This is a genomic window from Citrobacter sp. wls710, assembly GCF_005281115.1.
GTDB lineage: Bacteria > Pseudomonadota > Gammaproteobacteria > Enterobacterales > Enterobacteriaceae > Citrobacter > Citrobacter werkmanii.
In genome coordinates this window covers 40,915-57,698 of sequence record NZ_SZXD01000026.1, presented here as the reverse complement: position 1 = coordinate 57,698, position 16,784 = coordinate 40,915, and the positions used below count along the sequence as shown (strand labels likewise).

Annotated in this window: 14 protein-coding genes, 1 tRNA gene and 1 pseudogene; 3 read left to right on the top strand and 13 right to left on the bottom strand. The window is 50.6% G+C overall.

Going from position 1 to position 16,784, the window contains the following annotated elements:
• Nucleotides 1–156 precede the first annotated feature (156 nt).
• Both FDX14_RS09370 and FDX14_RS09365 read left to right on the top strand, forming a co-directional pair.
• Entirely contained in the window at nt 157–864 is a 708-nt protein-coding gene (locus tag FDX14_RS09370) for a DUF554 domain-containing protein (protein WP_042310961.1), read from the top strand.
• Between the two features lie 105 nt (nt 865–969).
• A tRNA-Phe gene (locus FDX14_RS09365) sits at nt 970–1,045 on the top strand.
• 197 nt (nt 1,046–1,242) lie between these two features.
• On the opposite strand, the gene FDX14_RS09360 is transcribed toward FDX14_RS09365, so the two are convergent.
• The 12 genes and pseudogenes from FDX14_RS09360 to FDX14_RS09300 form a co-directional block, all read right to left on the bottom strand.
• Nucleotides 1,243–2,253: a tyrosine-type recombinase/integrase gene (locus FDX14_RS09360; RefSeq protein WP_137349411.1), complete on the bottom strand. Its 1,011-nt coding sequence runs from the start codon at nt 2,251–2,253 to the stop codon at nt 1,243–1,245.
• 60 nt (nt 2,254–2,313) lie between these two features.
• The gene (locus tag FDX14_RS09355) at nt 2,314–3,954 is read right to left on the bottom strand and encodes a TraI domain-containing protein (protein WP_252182523.1); all 1,641 of its coding nucleotides are present in this window, start codon (nt 3,952–3,954) and stop codon (nt 2,314–2,316) included.
• A complete protein-coding gene (locus FDX14_RS09350; protein ID WP_212734834.1) occupies nt 3,887–5,374 on the bottom strand; it encodes a UvrD-helicase domain-containing protein in 1,488 nt (495 codons plus the stop codon). The genes FDX14_RS09355 and FDX14_RS09350 overlap by 68 nt, the downstream gene beginning before the upstream one ends.
• A gap of 125 nt (nt 5,375–5,499) precedes the next feature.
• Nucleotides 5,500–6,183 carry an N-6 DNA methylase gene (locus FDX14_RS09345; RefSeq protein ID WP_137349409.1) on the bottom strand — a complete coding sequence of 228 codons (684 nt, stop codon included), beginning with the start codon at nt 6,181–6,183 and terminating at the stop codon, nt 5,500–5,502.
• Nucleotides 6,184–6,300: 117 nt separating this feature from the next.
• Entirely contained in the window at nt 6,301–7,236 is a 936-nt protein-coding gene (locus FDX14_RS09340; RefSeq protein ID WP_137349408.1) for a DUF1281 domain-containing protein, read from the bottom strand.
• Nucleotides 7,237–7,343: 107 nt separating this feature from the next.
• Nucleotides 7,344–8,397, bottom strand: a pseudogene (locus FDX14_RS09335) (ArdC family protein).
• Between the two features lie 72 nt (nt 8,398–8,469).
• Nucleotides 8,470–9,087 (bottom strand): hypothetical protein, encoded by a 618-nt coding sequence (locus FDX14_RS09330; RefSeq protein ID WP_137349407.1) that lies wholly within the window; start codon nt 9,085–9,087, stop codon nt 8,470–8,472.
• Nucleotides 9,088–9,194: 107 nt separating this feature from the next.
• A complete protein-coding gene (locus FDX14_RS09325) occupies nt 9,195–10,193 on the bottom strand; it encodes a hypothetical protein (protein WP_137349406.1) in 999 nt (332 codons plus the stop codon).
• An 836-nt stretch (nt 10,194–11,029) separates the two neighbouring features.
• Entirely contained in the window at nt 11,030–11,617 is a 588-nt protein-coding gene (locus FDX14_RS09315; RefSeq protein WP_137349404.1) for a hypothetical protein, read from the bottom strand.
• Complete coding sequence (locus tag FDX14_RS09310) at nt 11,614–12,516, bottom strand: integrase domain-containing protein (RefSeq protein ID WP_170973582.1); 903 nt, start codon at nt 12,514–12,516, stop codon at nt 11,614–11,616. Before FDX14_RS09310 ends, FDX14_RS09315 begins: the two co-directional genes overlap by 4 nt.
• 973 nt (nt 12,517–13,489) lie before the next feature.
• A complete protein-coding gene (locus tag FDX14_RS09305) occupies nt 13,490–14,191 on the bottom strand; it encodes a YkgJ family cysteine cluster protein (protein ID WP_137349402.1) in 702 nt (233 codons plus the stop codon).
• A gap of 120 nt (nt 14,192–14,311) precedes the next feature.
• On the bottom strand, nt 14,312–14,869 hold the full coding sequence (locus FDX14_RS09300; protein WP_252182522.1) for a hypothetical protein: 558 nt from the start codon (nt 14,867–14,869) through the stop codon (nt 14,312–14,314).
• Between the two features lie 158 nt (nt 14,870–15,027).
• Here FDX14_RS09300 and FDX14_RS25150 point away from each other — a divergent pair, with 158 nt between their 5' ends.
• Nucleotides 15,028–15,204, top strand: a complete 177-nt coding sequence (locus FDX14_RS25150; protein WP_162557607.1) for a hypothetical protein — start codon at nt 15,028–15,030, stop codon at nt 15,202–15,204.
• Nucleotides 15,205–15,238: 34 nt separating this feature from the next.
• Here the strand turns inward: FDX14_RS25150 and FDX14_RS09295 are convergent, their stop codons facing one another.
• The gene (locus FDX14_RS09295; protein WP_137349401.1) at nt 15,239–16,780 is read right to left on the bottom strand and encodes a conjugal transfer protein TraG N-terminal domain-containing protein; all 1,542 of its coding nucleotides are present in this window, start codon (nt 16,778–16,780) and stop codon (nt 15,239–15,241) included.
• Nucleotides 16,781–16,784 lie beyond the last annotated feature (4 nt).

Below are 16,784 nucleotides of genomic sequence, written 5' to 3'. Positions count from 1 at the left end.
TCACTTACAGGCGCAAGATAAAATCCAGAGCTAAAACCTCACAGATAAACAAACATTTTGTCTGAAATTAGCGGCATAATAATGCAATCTGAAACATAATTTCACCCAGCCAATTGTCTTTAGTATCAAGATGATAATGGGTATGCAGGAGCAAACGTGGTAATCGGACCGTTTATTAATAGCGGCGCCATTTTATTTGGCGGCGTTCTCGGCGCACTACTCAGCCAGCATTTACCGGAGCGCATTCGGGTCTCGATGACCTCCATATTCGGGCTGTGCTCTTTGGGAATTGGTATCTTGCTGGTTATCAAATGCGCCAACCTGCCGGTAATGGTTCTGGCAACGCTGGTTGGTGCATTAATTGGCGAGTTCTGTTATCTGGAAAAAGGGATCAATACCGCGGTTGCCAAAGCGCAGCAGCTTTTCACCCGGTCGGATGCCAACACCACGCACGAATCCTTCATCCAGAGCTATGTGGCCATCATCGTGCTATTTTGCGCCAGTGGTACTGGGATCTTCGGGGCGATACATGAAGGCATGACCGGCGATCCAAATATTTTAATCGCGAAGTCGTTTCTTGATTTCTTCACGGCCATCATCTTCGCCTGTTCGCTGGGGATTGCGGTATCTGCCATTTGCGTGCCGATGCTGGCAATTCAGTTAACGCTTGCCACCTGTGCGGCACTGATTTTACCCCTGACGACGCCAGCTATGATGGCCGATTTCAGCGCCGTAGGTGGACTGCTGTTGTTGGCAACCGGTTTACGTATTTGTGGAATCAAAATGTTTGCGGTTGTGAATATGCTTCCTGCCCTTCTGCTGGCAATGCCGCTTTCCGCCGCGTGGACGGCGTTTTTTGCCTGAGAATGCGTGCAATAGCAGCAATGTGATGATAGATTGTGCAGTCTGCATTGATTTGAAGAAATTTCGTTGACGAAGCGAAGCGAATCAGGTTTAATGCGCCTCGTTGCCCGGATAGCTCAGTCGGTAGAGCAGGGGATTGAAAATCCCCGTGTCCTTGGTTCGATTCCGAGTCCGGGCACCACTTATTTGCATCAAAGCACGCTGGTTAAGAGATGAGATCCTTAACGTGCGGAAAATGCAGGGTCCGGTCATACGGAATGTCCTCCGGTGTTTTCAAGAGCGTTTGCACTGGTTGATATATCCAGAACTTGTCCCTCAAGATGGGGAACCTGTGGCGCAGGTTCCCCTTTCTCGATCACCGTTAATCATCCCAGTCAACTACGCTTGTGTCAACAGGTGTAAATTTCTTTCGCCTGTAACATCTGTGTGAAGTGACAGCTCAGCTTCGAGTGTTTTCCCGACAATATCCATCTTCAGCTCCACATATTCCATGGTTGTACTGACGCTCCGGTGCCCCAAAAGGTCCTTTACCAGCTGAAGATTTCGTTCCGGTGATTTCATCAGTTCCGTTGCCAGCGTATGGCGAAAACGATGTGGCGACACGGTAAAACCACACTCTTTCGACAGGCGCCGGAAAAATGATCTGATCTTCTGATGAACCTTAGCGGCATCCCATGCCACATGACGGTTAAGGTAAATTCTGTTCACATCAAATACATAATCTCCATTTCCCGCCCCCAGTTCCGTTGATTTTTCTATCAGGTGATGCAGCCGGGGCTTCAGCGCACTGACAATGGGAACCCGCCATTCGCGGTGTGTCTTACTGCCCTCCAGACAGAGATCCAGATATCCCTCGCTGAGATTTATGTCACCCAAGCGGATATGCAGCAGCTGATTTAACCGCATTCCCGTATATCTGAATGCATCCAGAACAGTTAGCCAGTACCACGCCGGCCAGAGCGCATTACGTCCGCCCCTGATACCGCGCCCTGCCCGTTCAGCCTCTTCAAATTGCTGCATGACAAGATAAACACGAATCAGCTGCGATCGTGTCAGCGTTTTTTTCTTCCTGGTATCCCGCTGAACATTGCTTTTATTGAACGGATTTTTCCCCGGGGGAAGGATTTCATGTTCCATCCCGTAATTATACAGCGCCCGCAGATGTGCAATTTTGTTGTTCCATGTCTGAGCCGATTGTTGTTTCTCCTGAAGCAGATAACGCCGCCACTCCAGCACCTGGCGGTGCGTAATTTGCGCTGGCAGGGTATCACCAGAATAACGCCTGAACCCTCTGACAACCTTGTTGTAGCTCCATTCGGTAGCGGGTCTCAGCCGGTGAGCAAAAAAGTATTCTTCAAGCAGTCCATCCCAGGTTATTTCATTACGCATCTTATTCTTCTCCCAAAAAACCAAAACAGATCCCTGTAGAGATCCCTGTGTGTATCATCCCTATGGAAAGAAAAGGAGTTTGCTGTCCTCCGGAGGTCTCACCCCTTTCAGGCGGACAGCCTTGATAAGATAACCATTAACCCTGCTGAACCGCCCCTGTTTATTTTCTGAGCAGTACAGTTTCGCCCGGATAAAACGTTCCCCTCTGCGAACACGGTGGAGCTGGAGTTTCTCAAACGAGGTCTGAATCTCCTCCCTGTGGCTGTCACTTCCGGTATCTTTCAGAAAAAGAAAGAAAATATCCGGCACCAGAATGTAAATAAAGCCGGCAACGGAATGCACCCGTGAATCATGCTGGTTGACGGTGATCCTGCCGGATGCCACGCCGTCAGACAGCCAGGCGAGAAACACCTCACCCGACCGTCGGGCATCGACACCGACATTAACCGGAAGGCCCTGCTCTTCCTGTGTGCCAGGTAACAAACAATCGGCATCGATATCGTTACGCCGGGAGACTTCTTCCGTCTCAGCAGACTCATCAGGAACGTCATTCCCTACGGGCACCACGGTTTCATCCGGCACTATAGTGGCTGGCGTATTAACATCGGCGTCATCCGTGACCTCAGCATCCGATACTGCGGAAAAAAGACTGAGCAGCATGTCAGCATCCCCCTGGCCCGGGTTGCCGTTAGCCTGCTCTTCCGGCGGATCAACTCTACTCACTCCGTTCAGCTGTGGCTGACAGTCCCCGCCACCGGTATCGTTGAGTGACGTCATCAGCTCCGAAGCTACCAACTCTACTGCGGAAGAGGATAAGTTATCGTCCGTCTGAACGACTAACGTCCCCTTCTGTGACGTTACCGAATCTGGCGGCGCAATTACCACAGAAGATCCACCTGTCTCCTTCCGGAGCACCGGTGAGTCAACCTTCTCTGCGGCCTGGTCGAGCAACGCCCTGATAAGAGGCATATCTGGAGAACCATTGCGGAATGCACAGGCAAGACTTAGCAGCGCCCCGGGGTTACCTGAAAGCCAGTTTATCGCTTCTGCGGGCATCAGTTGACCGGCGGCCAGCGCCGCCAGAGCAGAAGCATCATGCGCGTTCGGAGAAGAATGACGAAACCGGAAGCGATAAGGTGTATCAGGCACAGATATGCCAGGTTGCCAGTTAACGCCGCCGGTGGTTTCGCCTTCAATACTGGCCAGTAACGGCAGGTGATAACACAACGCAGCCCAGAAAATAACGGCCTGCCAGATAACACCCTGCGCGGCCTGTTCTTCCGGTGCCGCGCCTGGCGGAAACATATACCCCCGGGCAAGCCTGACGGCATAAGCGGTAAAACGCAGGCTTAAATCACCGAATCCCCCTGCATATGCCCACCGGCCATCATGTACCGCCGGCACGTTCTGGGTCCGTTCAAGCAGGAGGTGCACAGGAGCCAGATAAAGTCGCTGATATACTTCGCCCGATAGCGCGTTATTTTCCCGGATTTTCTGCAGGGCATCCTGGCGTAATGCGCTGATGGTCAGTTCTTCAGCCTTAACCGGAGAGAAATACCCCATCGGCGCCGAAACAGGGTGTTTGCCGGAGGGCTCTGTGACAGCTGGCGTACGCGATAATAACGTTTTGATTTTATTCAGCATGGGATAACCGCGTCTCCCCATCGTTCTCAACATCATCCGTTGCAGGTTGTACGCCATCTTTCTGCCCTTCACCAGCCTTCAGACACTGCATCAACTCATTCAACACCAGGGTCTTACGGGCGCGGGTCACGGCCACATACAGCAGATTTGTTTCGCCCTGTCGCTCTTCGGCAGAGAGCAGCGGATCGGTGATATCACAAAAATCCTCATTCAGTACGACAACGTCCCACTCCAGTCCCTTACTGCGGTGCGCTGTGGAAACGGTGACATGCGCATCTTTTTCATACGTCACAACCTGCCGGCGCATAATGGCCAACTTTTGCGGCAGCGGAAAATACTCATCAAGCAACCGGATGGCCTGATTCATCTCCACATCCTGTGTCGCCTTCGCAATGGAGCAATATTCCTCAAAGTCCCGGTAATCCTGACGGAGACGGGGGGACTGCATCCGTTCAGGCATATCGGCAGAGAACCAGTAAAGATCTTCCAGTTCCTCCGTCTTGTAACCTTCAATGCCCCCCACCCAGAAGACTTTTTTCTCCTGTAGACTGGCAGAGAGCGCGGCACCAATGACACCGGATACCGTCCGGCTGAGAACGGAGTAATGAGGAATCTCAGCAGGTAGATGCATAACCACTTCATCGTCTTCACCACTGCCGGTGACTATCATCTCCTCTCCGGACATGGCCAGCAGCACGTTCGCCATTTCTGCGACCGCAGGGCCAAACCGGAAACTGGTTGTCAGCCACAGCCGGTCGGCCTGTTCTAACCGGGGAGAACTGAGCGCATTATCTGCGCCACGAAAGCGATAAATCTGCTGGTAGCGATCGCCAACCAGCACAATCCGACAGGGCTGACTCAGGACAAAGGCACTGGTGACCGGATTGGCATCCTGGGCTTCGTCAAAAAGAATGGTGTCCCACTTACTGGCGAGACCGGGGCCGGACAGCTGAAAAAGCTTCAGATAAACATCATGCGTGATCGGGAAATCAGATTCGGTACGACTCACCTCATACCAGAGAACCTGTACGGTCCCCAGAATTTTATCTGCAGAGAGGCCATGACGTTCGTCCTCTGCTGGCAGATGGATAATGCCGGGTTCCGGCTCTGCACTACAGAGAAATGTATTTAGCCCCGTCAGCGCCAGACGCGCCAGCGGCCAGTGCCGGGTATTCAGTTTCCGGGCCACATCGGTAATACGCAGATTTGCCGTCAGCCGGTGCCTGAAATGTCGGCCGAAATGCGACCAGGCCAGTTGGTGGGAGGTTTTGCATTCAACGTTGAAGGGAAACTTTTGTTCGGCTTCGTCGCGGATGGCTCTGTTGTAGGCAAGGTACAGCATTTTGCTGTCCGGGTTCGCCTGAGCGAATTGCACCAGCGTAGTGGTTTTACCGGTGCCGGCAAATGCGTTGACCACAAGATGATTGCCCCGCCATTCGATGATGGCGTTTTGTTCTGGTGTGGTTTTCCTGGTCATTGGGTTCTCCGGGAGAGACAGTTAAAGCCCCCACACTGTCACTCGGAGAAGCTTGCGGCGACAAAAAACCAGATACCTACTTTCAGAAATAAAAAACGCTCCCGGGCGGGAGCGCTATGGTGTAATTATGCGACTTTTTTTCGCAGTGAATGCAGACGGAGCGACCAGTTACCGAGATAATGGCCCGGCGTCAGCAGTACCCGCCGCCGTTCATCACACAATGCGTTGCCAATGACGACCTCGCCGGCCACGCCGCAGAGTGATAACTGGATGTAGGCCATGCCAGCGGCCAGCGGATCGATATCCGTCGCGGAAACCCACAGATAGCGGTGTGACGCATAGCCTGCCTGGTTAAGAGCATCGGCAAAAGCCAGTACCATGCAACCGGCACCGCAGGCAGGCTCGCTGAGAGTGATGAAAGGCTTTTCATCAAACATAGCCTTCACATCCCCCAGTTGCAGCTGCGCCATCATTCTGGCCACATCCCAGGGGGTGAAGAACTGGCCGCGATACTTATCGCCCAGTTCCAGCTGCATAAATACGTTACCCAGAAAATCACAGAACCCATTCTGCAGCCCGTTAACCACATGAGCCAGCAGTTGCGCCATACGGACAACATCCGGCTTTTCATAACCACCGATTATTCGAAGATATTTAGCTTCTCGCTTTTCGCTGAAACAGAGACGGTTCTCCAGTGCAATAACGCTGCAGCTGACAAAATCTTCGAATACCTTATGGCGGTGATGATATCGTGCGGTCTGATTAAAAAGTGAGATAAACGCTTTTTCATGGTCAATAAAACCGGCCATACGCATTCTCCATAAAAAAGAGGAACACGTATCCCCGGCAGGAGAACAGTGTTCCCCTGAGGGTAAAAAAGCCGCAGCCGGTGAAGGCTGCAGCGCGGTTAAATGGTCAGAAACCGGTTATCCACGGGCTTCGCTGTAACCAGCCGTCTCCGGTTCAGGATGCGGCTGTTCACTACTGACCAGATACAGAGCCGGCGCGGACTGTAGAGTGTCCACCGGCAACCCCTGGTGGCCATCCACATGCGCCCCGAGATCATAACAGTCATAACCACTGAGGCCGCTGAGCGGTTCGCTGTACGTATGTCGCACTTCACACTCAAAGAGAGCGGAAATACCGGCCACCACCTCACCTGACGGCGGATACCATGGAGAATCCAGCCGCAACGTTAACCCGTTAGCGGCATGGCGGTGCAGGTTTACATTATGCCCGGCCGGCCACTCCATCCCGTAAATGCGGCTGTAGAAGCTCAACGTTGTGGATATTCCCGTCAGCAGCCCACCGGAGCCATTAAGCTCTGTGGCCAGCCGCGTCGGAATAACCATCAGCATATCGCAGGGCTGCGACCGTTCCGGGTATTCCCGCAGACATTCCCAGCAAACCGCAGCATCAGGCTCATCGTTCAGGCCGGCCAGACCGAACCAGTCCGCATACTGCCTTTTCATCAGCGTCGCCATGATGTTCTGTGACGTCTGGGGGATATTTTCCCACTTCAGCGCCCCCAGGCCGGACTGGTGATACAGCCGGTCAATCCGGCGTATGGTCTCCGTATCCAGCGCCACGTCTTTCTGCAGCATTTCCAGCCACTGCTCAAACGCAAGGTTAGCGGCCGTCGACTGCCCGACACCGTGACGAACCAGCCCCTGAAAGGGGATATACGAGACGGTTCGCACTGGTTTCAGTATCCCCGCGCACCCTGCCAGGAACAGCTGTATACTCTGCAGTATTGCGTGGCGATAACGCGGCGTGTCTGCACCGTTTATCCACTGCAACAACACATCGATACAGACAGATTTACCGGTAATTTCAAAACGGTTCTGGCACCATTCAGACATAAGTTGATACTCCTTTTTTCAATAAAAAAAGAGGGCATCGTCCCGTGAGGAACAATGCCCTCACGGGAGAGTGACGGTTATATTACTGCCGTCACCCGGTAGATTAATTACGCCGTTTCAGCCTGACGGTTGAGTGGCGCGAGCAAATATTCCGACGCTTCCCGGGCCTGCCGGCAGGCACTGAACAGCGCCTTTTTGTCGGATTTCAGTTTTGACAGCCATCCGTCAACATAACTTTCATGCTGCAAATCACCGGTTATCCCGAGATGTGCGCACAGAAAGGCACTGCCAATTTCGGCTATCAACTCCTCGAAGGCATACACCGGGTCGCCAAATTTCTTTGACGCCCGCGTTATCCCTTCACGGTTCAGTCGCTTCGCATGGCCACTGGCATGCACCAGCTCGTGAAGCACCGTTGACCAGTAGCCACCCTCAGCATCAAACTGCGATGTCAGGGGCAGCACTATCTGGTCTGTGGCGGCACGGTAAAACGCCCGGTTCTGCGGCCGGGGTGAAAACTGCACGCCGGTGGCATTCACCACCGACAGGACCTGCTGCAGTTGTGCCGGACTGACACCAGCGAAATCCTCCTGCGGCCGGGTGACGGTGGCAGTGCCACATACCTGGTCGGGAAGATCATCGCACTGTTCAACATTGAACAAAGGAAACTGGCGCAACATCGGCACCGTTTCCATCTGCGGCTTACCGTCAGCATCAACCAACTTATTGCCGTTGCTGTCTTCAGCCTGCTTTGTCCAGTCGCGGTATATCACCGCAAGCGTGGCGGTTTCGCCTTTGCGGACCTGGCCTCCGGCCTCCTGCGCCTGGTTGTATGTCAGCCAGCGGTCACTGGTAAAACCGCGCTCTTCAGCCGCCAGCCACAGCAGCAGAACATTCACGCCGCTGTAGTCCCGGCCGGTAAGCGCGTTGACCGGCATCAGGGTGTTTATCCCCTGCTGCGCATTTCGCCATGGACCTCGCCAGGGGGGGGATACCGTTTTCCAGCGCAACAATTATCCGGTCAGTGACCAGACGGTAAATATCACCGCAGCCGGTGAGCGTCGCGGCCGTTCCTGCCCGGCGACGTTTACCGGAGGAAGTTTTGCGTGCCGCCGGCTTTTTACAGACCGCGGTTGTGGTTTTACAGTTATCAGTTTCCATAGAGCACTCCTTAAAACTGGCGTGCCCCTCCCCTGCAGGCGTGAGACACGCCGCAGGCGGGTGGTAGTAAAATCAGGCGCTCAGAAGCAACAGCGCCCCGTCAGGTGAAACACATTCTGTCCGGCGTTGCAGATTATGCGCGGCCATCAGAAATCGGCTATGGTCCGCAGGTCTGGCATGACGGCACGCAACGGAATGAACATCCTCAAGCAACCGTAATGCAGTCATACGCCAGTATTTCAGCTCGCTGCGACTGCTGCAGGCAGCAAAATACCCGGTGGCCGTCACATGCAGCCGGTCCGTCAGATCCCGGTAACCGGCCACCGGCACATAACGCCGTTCACCGCTGTATACCGCAATATCGTTCTCTGAAAGCCTCAGTGTCAGCTGATGATTTTTCGTCAGCATGTCCCATATACGCCCTTCCGTCAGGACGAGAGGTTTAGTGAAAACAGCATTGTCGACCAGCACAGGGGCCAGCGTAGCCCATCCCTGATCCCTGTCGGGATGACAGCCATCTGCAAATGTCTGGTGACGTAACTGGTCTTCACGCCCGGAGGCCGAACGGAAACGTTCGCCATCCTGAACGGACAAAGACACGGTTACGTCACAGGTGAGTACCACTGGCCTGTCGTTACTTAAGGACTCGGTCAGAACAGCTTTCAGGTCTTTTCCGTGAAAACGCAACATATTCGCACTCCTGAAAGACAGGGCCCTCCGGCAGGAGGTCTCCCTGCCGGGTTGGTGTTATTCAGGCGGCGTTACAACACCGCTGAAGAGTTAAGACGAATCATCACTTACCAGATCGCAAACAGGAAAACGCTTTCCCGCTCCATATCCAGCGTACGGATGCAGTATTCCGCCCACACGGCAATCAGCTGCAACTCGGTACAGAACATCTCTCCATAGGTCGGATCGTTGTTGTACGACGAGAACCAGCCGTTGCGGATGTCATCGCGCAGTAATGCGAGATGATTGCGGGACAGAAATATCGGTTCCTGATCCGGAACGCGTTCCGCATAGTCCGGCATATTGACGCTGGCCCAGTAAAGCAGAGCGTCTAAACCACTCAACGTCACCAGATCAGCGGTACTGGAGCCTAAAACGAGTTCCAGCGAAGGGGCTTCCGGATCGGCTGAAAGACACGCCTGGGGTTCATACAATCTGAACTCCAGAGCGGCAATATCCTCCCACTGCTCGCGGGAGAGATTTATTCCCGGGCTCAGCGTCAGACTGCCGGCAATAGCCTGTTCAGTCAGCCGGGCATTTTCCTGCGAAAACGATGTGGCATACTGCACCGCATCAGGGAGTTCCCAGGCTGAGAACTGGTCGTCACGGGCCCGGTTCAGGATGGCCAGAGGCAGCGCCCATGAACAGGCTCCTGCTGTGGAATGAACAATAAAATGTGCAGCACAGATATTATGAAGCGCCAGCATCACCATGCGGGTAAACAAATCTGCCGACATCTGATGCTCTGTTTCAATCTCATCCACGCTCAGGACATCCCGGGTACGCTCACGCGATATGGTAATGATACGATGCCTGTAACCTTCGCCCGTTTTACCGCTGAAGACCAGCTCGTCAGCTTTTGGACTACTGTCGGGATGGAAAAGTGAGAAAGCACCGGTTTGCTCATTGTTCCGGCGCGGATTCACCGGCCGCATGCAGCATGGCAGGCAGTGGTATATATCGATAATCGCTGAGGTAAATTTGTTCCAGGTCTCGACCGGAACGGTACTCCGCTGCTCGATAGTGTAAACAACAGGGTGGCCTGCTGGTAAGAAACGTTCAGTCATGGATAAATCCTCTTTAATAGTTAACAAAAAGGGGATTTATCCCCCGGATGGGAAATAAATCCCCGTCAGGGTGGGTCACAGACTACAACTATTAAGCTGACATCAACTGCTCAGATATATGAGGTAATGGATGGCTGTTATGGCTGGAAGCGATAACGAAAGTGAGCAAGATGCTTGGCCTGCCGGCACGCAAGCCGGTAAGCTTTACGCCATCTGGCATTTTCAGGAACCGGGACAGCTAAACGAGAATAAACATATTCACCGCTGTGCCAGCCTCTGCGTAGTGTGAGCCATACCCGCAGCCCCTTCTCTGTCGACGCGACATGAGCGCGAACGGCAAAATTACCTGACACATTGGTAAACCACTTACTGTCATGGGGTGACCGTCTGCCCCGGATTATTCGCTGAATGACCGTTTTTAAGCGATAAGGCCAGTGAACAATGAGGGGAAGTGCTAAACCGGATGATTCGGACATCGTGTTTCTCCTGTAAAAAAAACGGGAAACACCTGCCCGATCGGGAAGATATTTCCCGTCGGGGAGTCAGAAACGGCATTATTCTGACTGTCTGGTAAGTTTAAGAAACCTTCATCGTCGCGTCATAGTGCGCTTGTATTGACGATATCTGCTTCCAAAGGTGCGCAGATGTACCACATTCGATATGCTCTCCCTTTCAGGCTGAGGGAGATTTTCTTGCAGTCACCCGAAGGCGTTTCTCACAGACTGCTGAAACATTGGTGGTCGCTTAAGCGACAGGTTAGCGTTTAAATAATAAGCGCATCCGTAAGGTGATTTCAAGTCACCGTCGCCTATCGTGAGCGACGGTGACAAACGTCTTCAGTCATCATACGGAGACGGTACGTCGGGTTGATTATCATTACGCACATCAACACGTCCTGTACACGAAGCACCACCCATCGTCTGCCAGACCCACTCAGGCTTTACTGCGTCCCCTTCAACAAGGTGATGGAGCCGATGAATATTACTTTCAACATCGCTGCTCCATTTGTCAGGGTTTTCCAGCCAGAACTTTCCTTCGTGATATCGACTGATCGCATCCCGACATTCAGCTATCATATTTTGCAGCAATTTTTTGTACGCATCTGGTCTGGCAACCTGAATAATCTCATGCATATATTCACCCAAACGGCCGCCACAGTATTCATTCCAGTTATCATGAAAATCCAGTGTTTGTGAATATTTTTCCTCTTCATAAACAGGCTCAGCATTAAAGATGGTTTTAAGTAATTTCTCTCCATTATCCTCTGCGATGGTATCTTCTGCGCCATCAATACGGGGAAGTTCAAAATGTAACAATTGCAGATATGCGCACAGGACATTCAGTTCGTGAAATGTCAACATTGTACGCACACCATAAAACTTATGCGAGCGGGAATATTCATGCTCTAACTTATAAACATTCATTCATCCAAACCCTCTTTAAAATACACTTGCTTTATATAACGTCCTCGTCCATCTCCATGACCTAAATCCATCGATACTAAAGCCTCCGATTCATTCCGGCTCATGCCATTATTGACATGAAAATTCACAGCATCTTTTGCATAGGCATAGCGCAAAGAATGCGGCGCATTCTCCCCTGTCATTCCGGCATCGCGAAGAATATTACGATAGCGTTCTATTGCAGTATGCAAGGTTGGCTTGTTGATAAGCTTCCCGTTATTATTGTCACAATACGTAATAGCTTTATTTAAAAGCGTCAGAACTTTTTCCCTGTCAAAAACTGTTGTCTCTCTCGGACGCCCCCCTTTGGTTCCGAATACAACCCGGACACGTTCATTTCCACTTAAAAGCGACTGCTGCCACGTTTTTAATGATTTAGCTGACTGAACAGTTTCTTCAGTTCTAAGTCCAATATAACGAGCCAGTTGAACCGCGAGGGCCACACCTTCGTCTTTTTTCATTGCATAATTAATAACCTCACGAAGCGTGTCGTCAGATATTGCCTTTTTAGTACCATCCCGGCTTGCACCAGAAATCCCCAACGCTTTGTTGCTCAATAATTCATGCTGAGGATTTGCCAGTTTATTTCTTCCGGCAACAGACATGATAGAACGTACAGCCGCCATTTCGTTTTGCAATGTCCGATTTGATATTTTTTCTGCCTGTCGACTCTGGATGTATCTCTGAATATGGATAGTCTTTATATGCTTTGCATCCCTGATCTGAATATTTAACTTCGCCAGCCGTTCAGAGAATCGTTCGGCAATTCTTGAACGGTCTGCGACAGTTTTAAAACTACCCTGCCCCTGACGCGCAAGCGTGACGAGCTGTTTATCAAGTTGCTTACTGAATCTGGACATTCTTATATCTCCCTGTGGCATACACAACCTTCTGCTTTCTACAAAACAGACGGATCTGTACCCCATGATTTCATCCCCGACGACACGGTTACTTTTGCGCTTCCTGCGTCTCAGCTGATATCTGTGCATCGGGGCGGCGAAATGTTGAGTTCTTGCGAGGCACCGCAGGTCTCTGACCTGTTTGCTGCTAATGCAGAGCTGACGTTCGTCAAGCTGCCTCCAACACTACCTGCGTAGTGTCGCCATCGATATCGAGCCGATTTTCTCCTTATTAAGTTTGAGACGTTCAGACGGGTATTCCGTCGTGCAAACGTTGATGTGAAGACGTTTTCTCTCCGAATAACACGGACTACGTGTGTGTCAGATGGTACGAAAACGATGAAAACCACGCTGTGCGTGTGTTTGAATGGTATGCGCTGCGCGCGTCACTTGGTGTTCGCTTTGCTTACACACAAGTGACGCCGCGCAGTTTCGTGCTCATAATGCAACGCCGTAAGCGGCCAAATGTACCAAATGGCCTTATCCGGTCGATGCAAAAATCGTACGAAACTCAGGACGTATCACTGAAGAAACGAAATGTTGATGCGACTTCCACAGACGACGTTCGTCTGACTGGAAGCTGCCAGCCCGTTGTGCAACACCCGAACCGGTGTGCAACTGAGCAAAGAGAAAGAAACCCTCATCGCCGCGTCATAGTGCGCTTGTATTGACGATATCTGCTTCCAAAGGTGTGCAGATGTACCACATTCAATATGCTCTCCCTTTCAGGCTGCGGGAGAATTCTTTTGCAGTCACCCGAAGGCGTTCCTCACAGACTGCACGGAACATTGGTGGTCGCTTTCGCGACAGTAGCCACCCGAAGGCGCTCCTCACAGGCTACAGGAGCATTGGTGGTCGTCATTGACGACATTTACAACACTTAAAGCCTAGCAATAGAGGCGGGCTTTCGTCAATATTTTCATGTCAGGATGTTTTACTTTATTTTGATCTTCATATCAGCATTCATTTTTTTAATTTCCTGATGATACCCTTCCCACTTAACATCCGGAAAAACATTAGGCTCGCCCCTCAGCCATTTTTTAAAAAGCAAAGGCCTATCCAGAGCCATATATAAAGACTTACTCATCTCATGACTATCGATAAATAGGTCATTGTTATGTGCTGCAAGAGCCATATAAGCAGAAAGAATCCCAGTTGAATAAAACACAGCACCATCCTGAAGTGGTGAACCATTACTTTCAATGCAATCTTTTTCATCATTAGTAAAGAAACGCCTGCACGCCTCCGGACGATATTTATAGATAATACACTGCCCAGAAGTTTTTCCGAGAAAAACACACTCCATTCTATAGCTATCATCGATGTATTCCTCAACCTTATCAGCTCGAATTTTCAATCTTTTTTTAATAAAAAACAACTTTGAGTCACTAAAATCCTTTGTTAAATTTTCAGCTATAAAAAATACGTCAGGTGTGAGTAATGACACATGTAATGAACAGCAACGCGAGCATCCTTTTTGGCATACCGATTTTAAACTTTTTTCGTTTTTTATTCTATCCACCACCCCCTCAGAACATTTATGCCAACTTTCTACTACTAAGATAACTTGCCTCTTGCTTTTAACTTTAAATGAGTTATAACATGATGAATAAAACCTATCATGAAAAGATTTCATTTTCTTCCCCTTTTAAAAATAAATATAAGCAGCCACTCTATTATTATTCATGATGTCAACCTCCAGTTATAAGCTCGAAAATAAAATAAGAAGGATTCTATCCTTCTTATTTTACATATATTATCGAACCTTGCCCTCTGCAACGCCTTTCACCTGTGCAAATAAATTACCTAAATAGGCTTCTGTTAAATGCTGAGGGTTTGAAGAAAAGAACTGAATATAAACATGGCTTCCGGCACCATTCTTTTCAACCTCCAATGTAATATGATTCTTTCCCTCTCCCCAGTTTCGCCCCATTTTATAATAGCTCCCTGCCGATGCCGACCATTCTGGCCTCTGTTCCTCAATCGCAGCAGCAGTCAAACGGGCAGAAGTACTTTCTCTATTTTTAATACTATTTAACTCATCTGTCGTCATAAATTTATAATAACGACGCAAACGAGCAGCAGCAGTATCGACATCAACTGGAACAGATAAATCTTTTGACGTGGAATCCTGATCGGCTTCAACTTTAGGTGCTAACTTAGGCATACCTGATTCATTCTGTGATGACTGTTTTCCTGCTATTGATACCCCAAAATCACTAATTTTCTTATTGACGGAAGATAACTCATCCATAGAACAAGCTGTTACCAACATAGATACAATACAAACAACTAATACTTTCTTCCTGAACATCTTTTCCTCCATAATAATTTTTTACAACCCAATTAAACCGAGAAAATCCCCCCTATTACCAACGCAGCTGAAGTTGCACATTTCTTCAACAATCCTTATGATACAATGATGATTCGAACAAAAAAACAGCGCTTGGTCAAACTGGAGAAAACTGGGATATGAATATTTTCGTGAAAAAGCTGTTAAACGCGGTGCTGCCTGACCCTAAGCCAGACAATCACGCTGACAACAGATCTTTACTGACGAATTTCAACGATGAAGCGGAAGAAACGCCGACATTGTTCGATACACGCCCTTACTTAGATTTTGAGCAATGGCATAACGATAACAACTAACAGCGCCGATCATACCAGCGCTGTGTTTCAGTAGTTACTTGTTCATGCCCTTACTCATTCCCGCCTGGAAACTGCTAATTCCTCCTTTCACAAGGTTTCCACCATTCTGAGCAGCCTGATGTGAACTTCCAGTCCCTTCTTTGGATGCATTACTGATAGCCACACCAATATTTATACCCGCCCAAGACAATGCACCAATCCATACGGTTGGCAACACGATAAACATCGTCCCCATAACCAGATTCATAATCAGATCATCTGACGTATTCTGGAATCCCATCATATTAAAGCGTGAGTGGGTATCAGAACTGTATAGCGCCGTCAACAACCAACTGTCGAGCCAGCGCGCCAGTTCCCACCAGAACGTCAGGAAGTTAACGGCAAAAATAACAAACGTCAGGGTGATCACCGTTTTGAATTCATAGGCCGCAAAGGCCAGGATCAACGGCACCATAATATAAATGGCCATCAGCATAACGGCCTGCACCATCGGCAGTGCCTGGCGCATCGCGTCCAGAGCCGGGAACGCACCCAGTGAGGCAACCGAAGCGCCTGCCGTACCGGTGATACGGGAAACAGCGTTCATTGCCGTCATATCCGCATTACCACCATAGCCGTTATACACTTCACCGCCATGCGATACCGTCAGGTTCGCCGGGCTGACGAGCCGACGTATAACCTCCTCCTGATAATCAGTCTGACTGCTGCCAATCATTTTCATCGCCGCAGATAACCGCAGCCAGTAGCTGTCATCAACCTGCGTCATCACCCTGGCCTTAAGGCCAATGTCTGCTGCCGACCACCACTCAGAACAGTAGGGGTATCCCCCATTACCGGTATTCGGCCGGCCGCTGTCACGGGCGTCACTCCAGGAGAACATCCCGCGCGGCAATTTCGACTGCAGGGTGGTGTAGTCCCCTTTCAGAAAGGTACTGCTGCCTATCCAACTGAGATCTGACAAAACGGCTTTATCCGTTGTCTGCCCCTGGTCACGCCGTTTCCACTGGTAAAGCGCAAGTGAGTAGCAGTCGTTGGTAAAATCCTGCAACTCATCAGCCAGCGCGCGGTTCTCAATGAACGTCCGCTGCACCTCAAACCGCAGTTGCCGCAGATCCGGCCGGCAGGGAATGCTGGCCACAGCTGCCTGAGTCACACCTTTGGATAACTTATGGACCAGCACCCACCAGACCGGCGCAGCTGCACTTTCACCGTCCATACTGGAGATAATGTTGTTGTAACCACTTTCATCAGGCGCTTTTGGCGTCCAGGTTCCACACGTTTTCGCCCGGGTTTTATCAAATTCCAGCGTGGTCAGGCTCACCTGAATCAGCGGCACGCAACAGGCAATCATCACGAAGAACGCACCATAAAGCGCATTCTCTATACGAGGTAACGACAGCATGCCCTTGTTACCTTCATCTTCTCCTTCTTCGCGAACCTTCAGCCAGATCCCCACTACCTTAAAGGCCAAAGGCAGCGCAAACAATCCGGTACTGACAAGGACGTCCCAGAGGCCATTATTGACCAGCCAGCCCAGCAGGGTCAGGAAATACTCCAGATAGCTGTTCGTTGTCATAGTG

What these genes read in the sequence shown, in the direction of transcription:
- FDX14_RS09325 (WP_137349406.1), bottom strand. Translation starts at nt 10,193, where the DNA reads ATGACTGAACGTTTCTTACCAGCAGGCCACCCTGTTGTTTACACTATC.
- FDX14_RS09295 (WP_137349401.1), bottom strand. Translation starts at nt 16,780, where the DNA reads ATGACAACGAACAGCTATCTGGAGTATTTCCTGACCCTGCTGGGCTGG.
- FDX14_RS09305 (WP_137349402.1), bottom strand. Translation starts at nt 14,191, where the DNA reads ATGAAATCTTTTCATGATAGGTTTTATTCATCATGTTATAACTCATTT.
- FDX14_RS09360 (WP_137349411.1), bottom strand. Translation starts at nt 2,253, where the DNA reads ATGCGTAATGAAATAACCTGGGATGGACTGCTTGAAGAATACTTTTTT.
- FDX14_RS09310 (WP_170973582.1), bottom strand. Translation starts at nt 12,516, where the DNA reads ATGTCCAGATTCAGTAAGCAACTTGATAAACAGCTCGTCACGCTTGCG.
- FDX14_RS09315 (WP_137349404.1), bottom strand. Translation starts at nt 11,617, where the DNA reads ATGAATGTTTATAAGTTAGAGCATGAATATTCCCGCTCGCATAAGTTT.
- FDX14_RS25150 (WP_162557607.1), top strand. Translation starts at nt 15,028, where the DNA reads ATGAATATTTTCGTGAAAAAGCTGTTAAACGCGGTGCTGCCTGACCCT.
- FDX14_RS09345 (WP_137349409.1), bottom strand. Translation starts at nt 6,183, where the DNA reads ATGGCCGGTTTTATTGACCATGAAAAAGCGTTTATCTCACTTTTTAAT.
- FDX14_RS09300 (WP_252182522.1), bottom strand. Translation starts at nt 14,869, where the DNA reads ATGTTCAGGAAGAAAGTATTAGTTGTTTGTATTGTATCTATGTTGGTA.
- FDX14_RS09330 (WP_137349407.1), bottom strand. Translation starts at nt 9,087, where the DNA reads ATGTTGCGTTTTCACGGAAAAGACCTGAAAGCTGTTCTGACCGAGTCC.
- FDX14_RS09355 (WP_252182523.1), bottom strand. Translation starts at nt 3,954, where the DNA reads ATGGCGTACAACCTGCAACGGATGATGTTGAGAACGATGGGGAGACGC.
- FDX14_RS09350 (WP_212734834.1), bottom strand. Translation starts at nt 5,374, where the DNA reads ATGACCAGGAAAACCACACCAGAACAAAACGCCATCATCGAATGGCGG.
- FDX14_RS09340 (WP_137349408.1), bottom strand. Translation starts at nt 7,236, where the DNA reads ATGTCTGAATGGTGCCAGAACCGTTTTGAAATTACCGGTAAATCTGTC.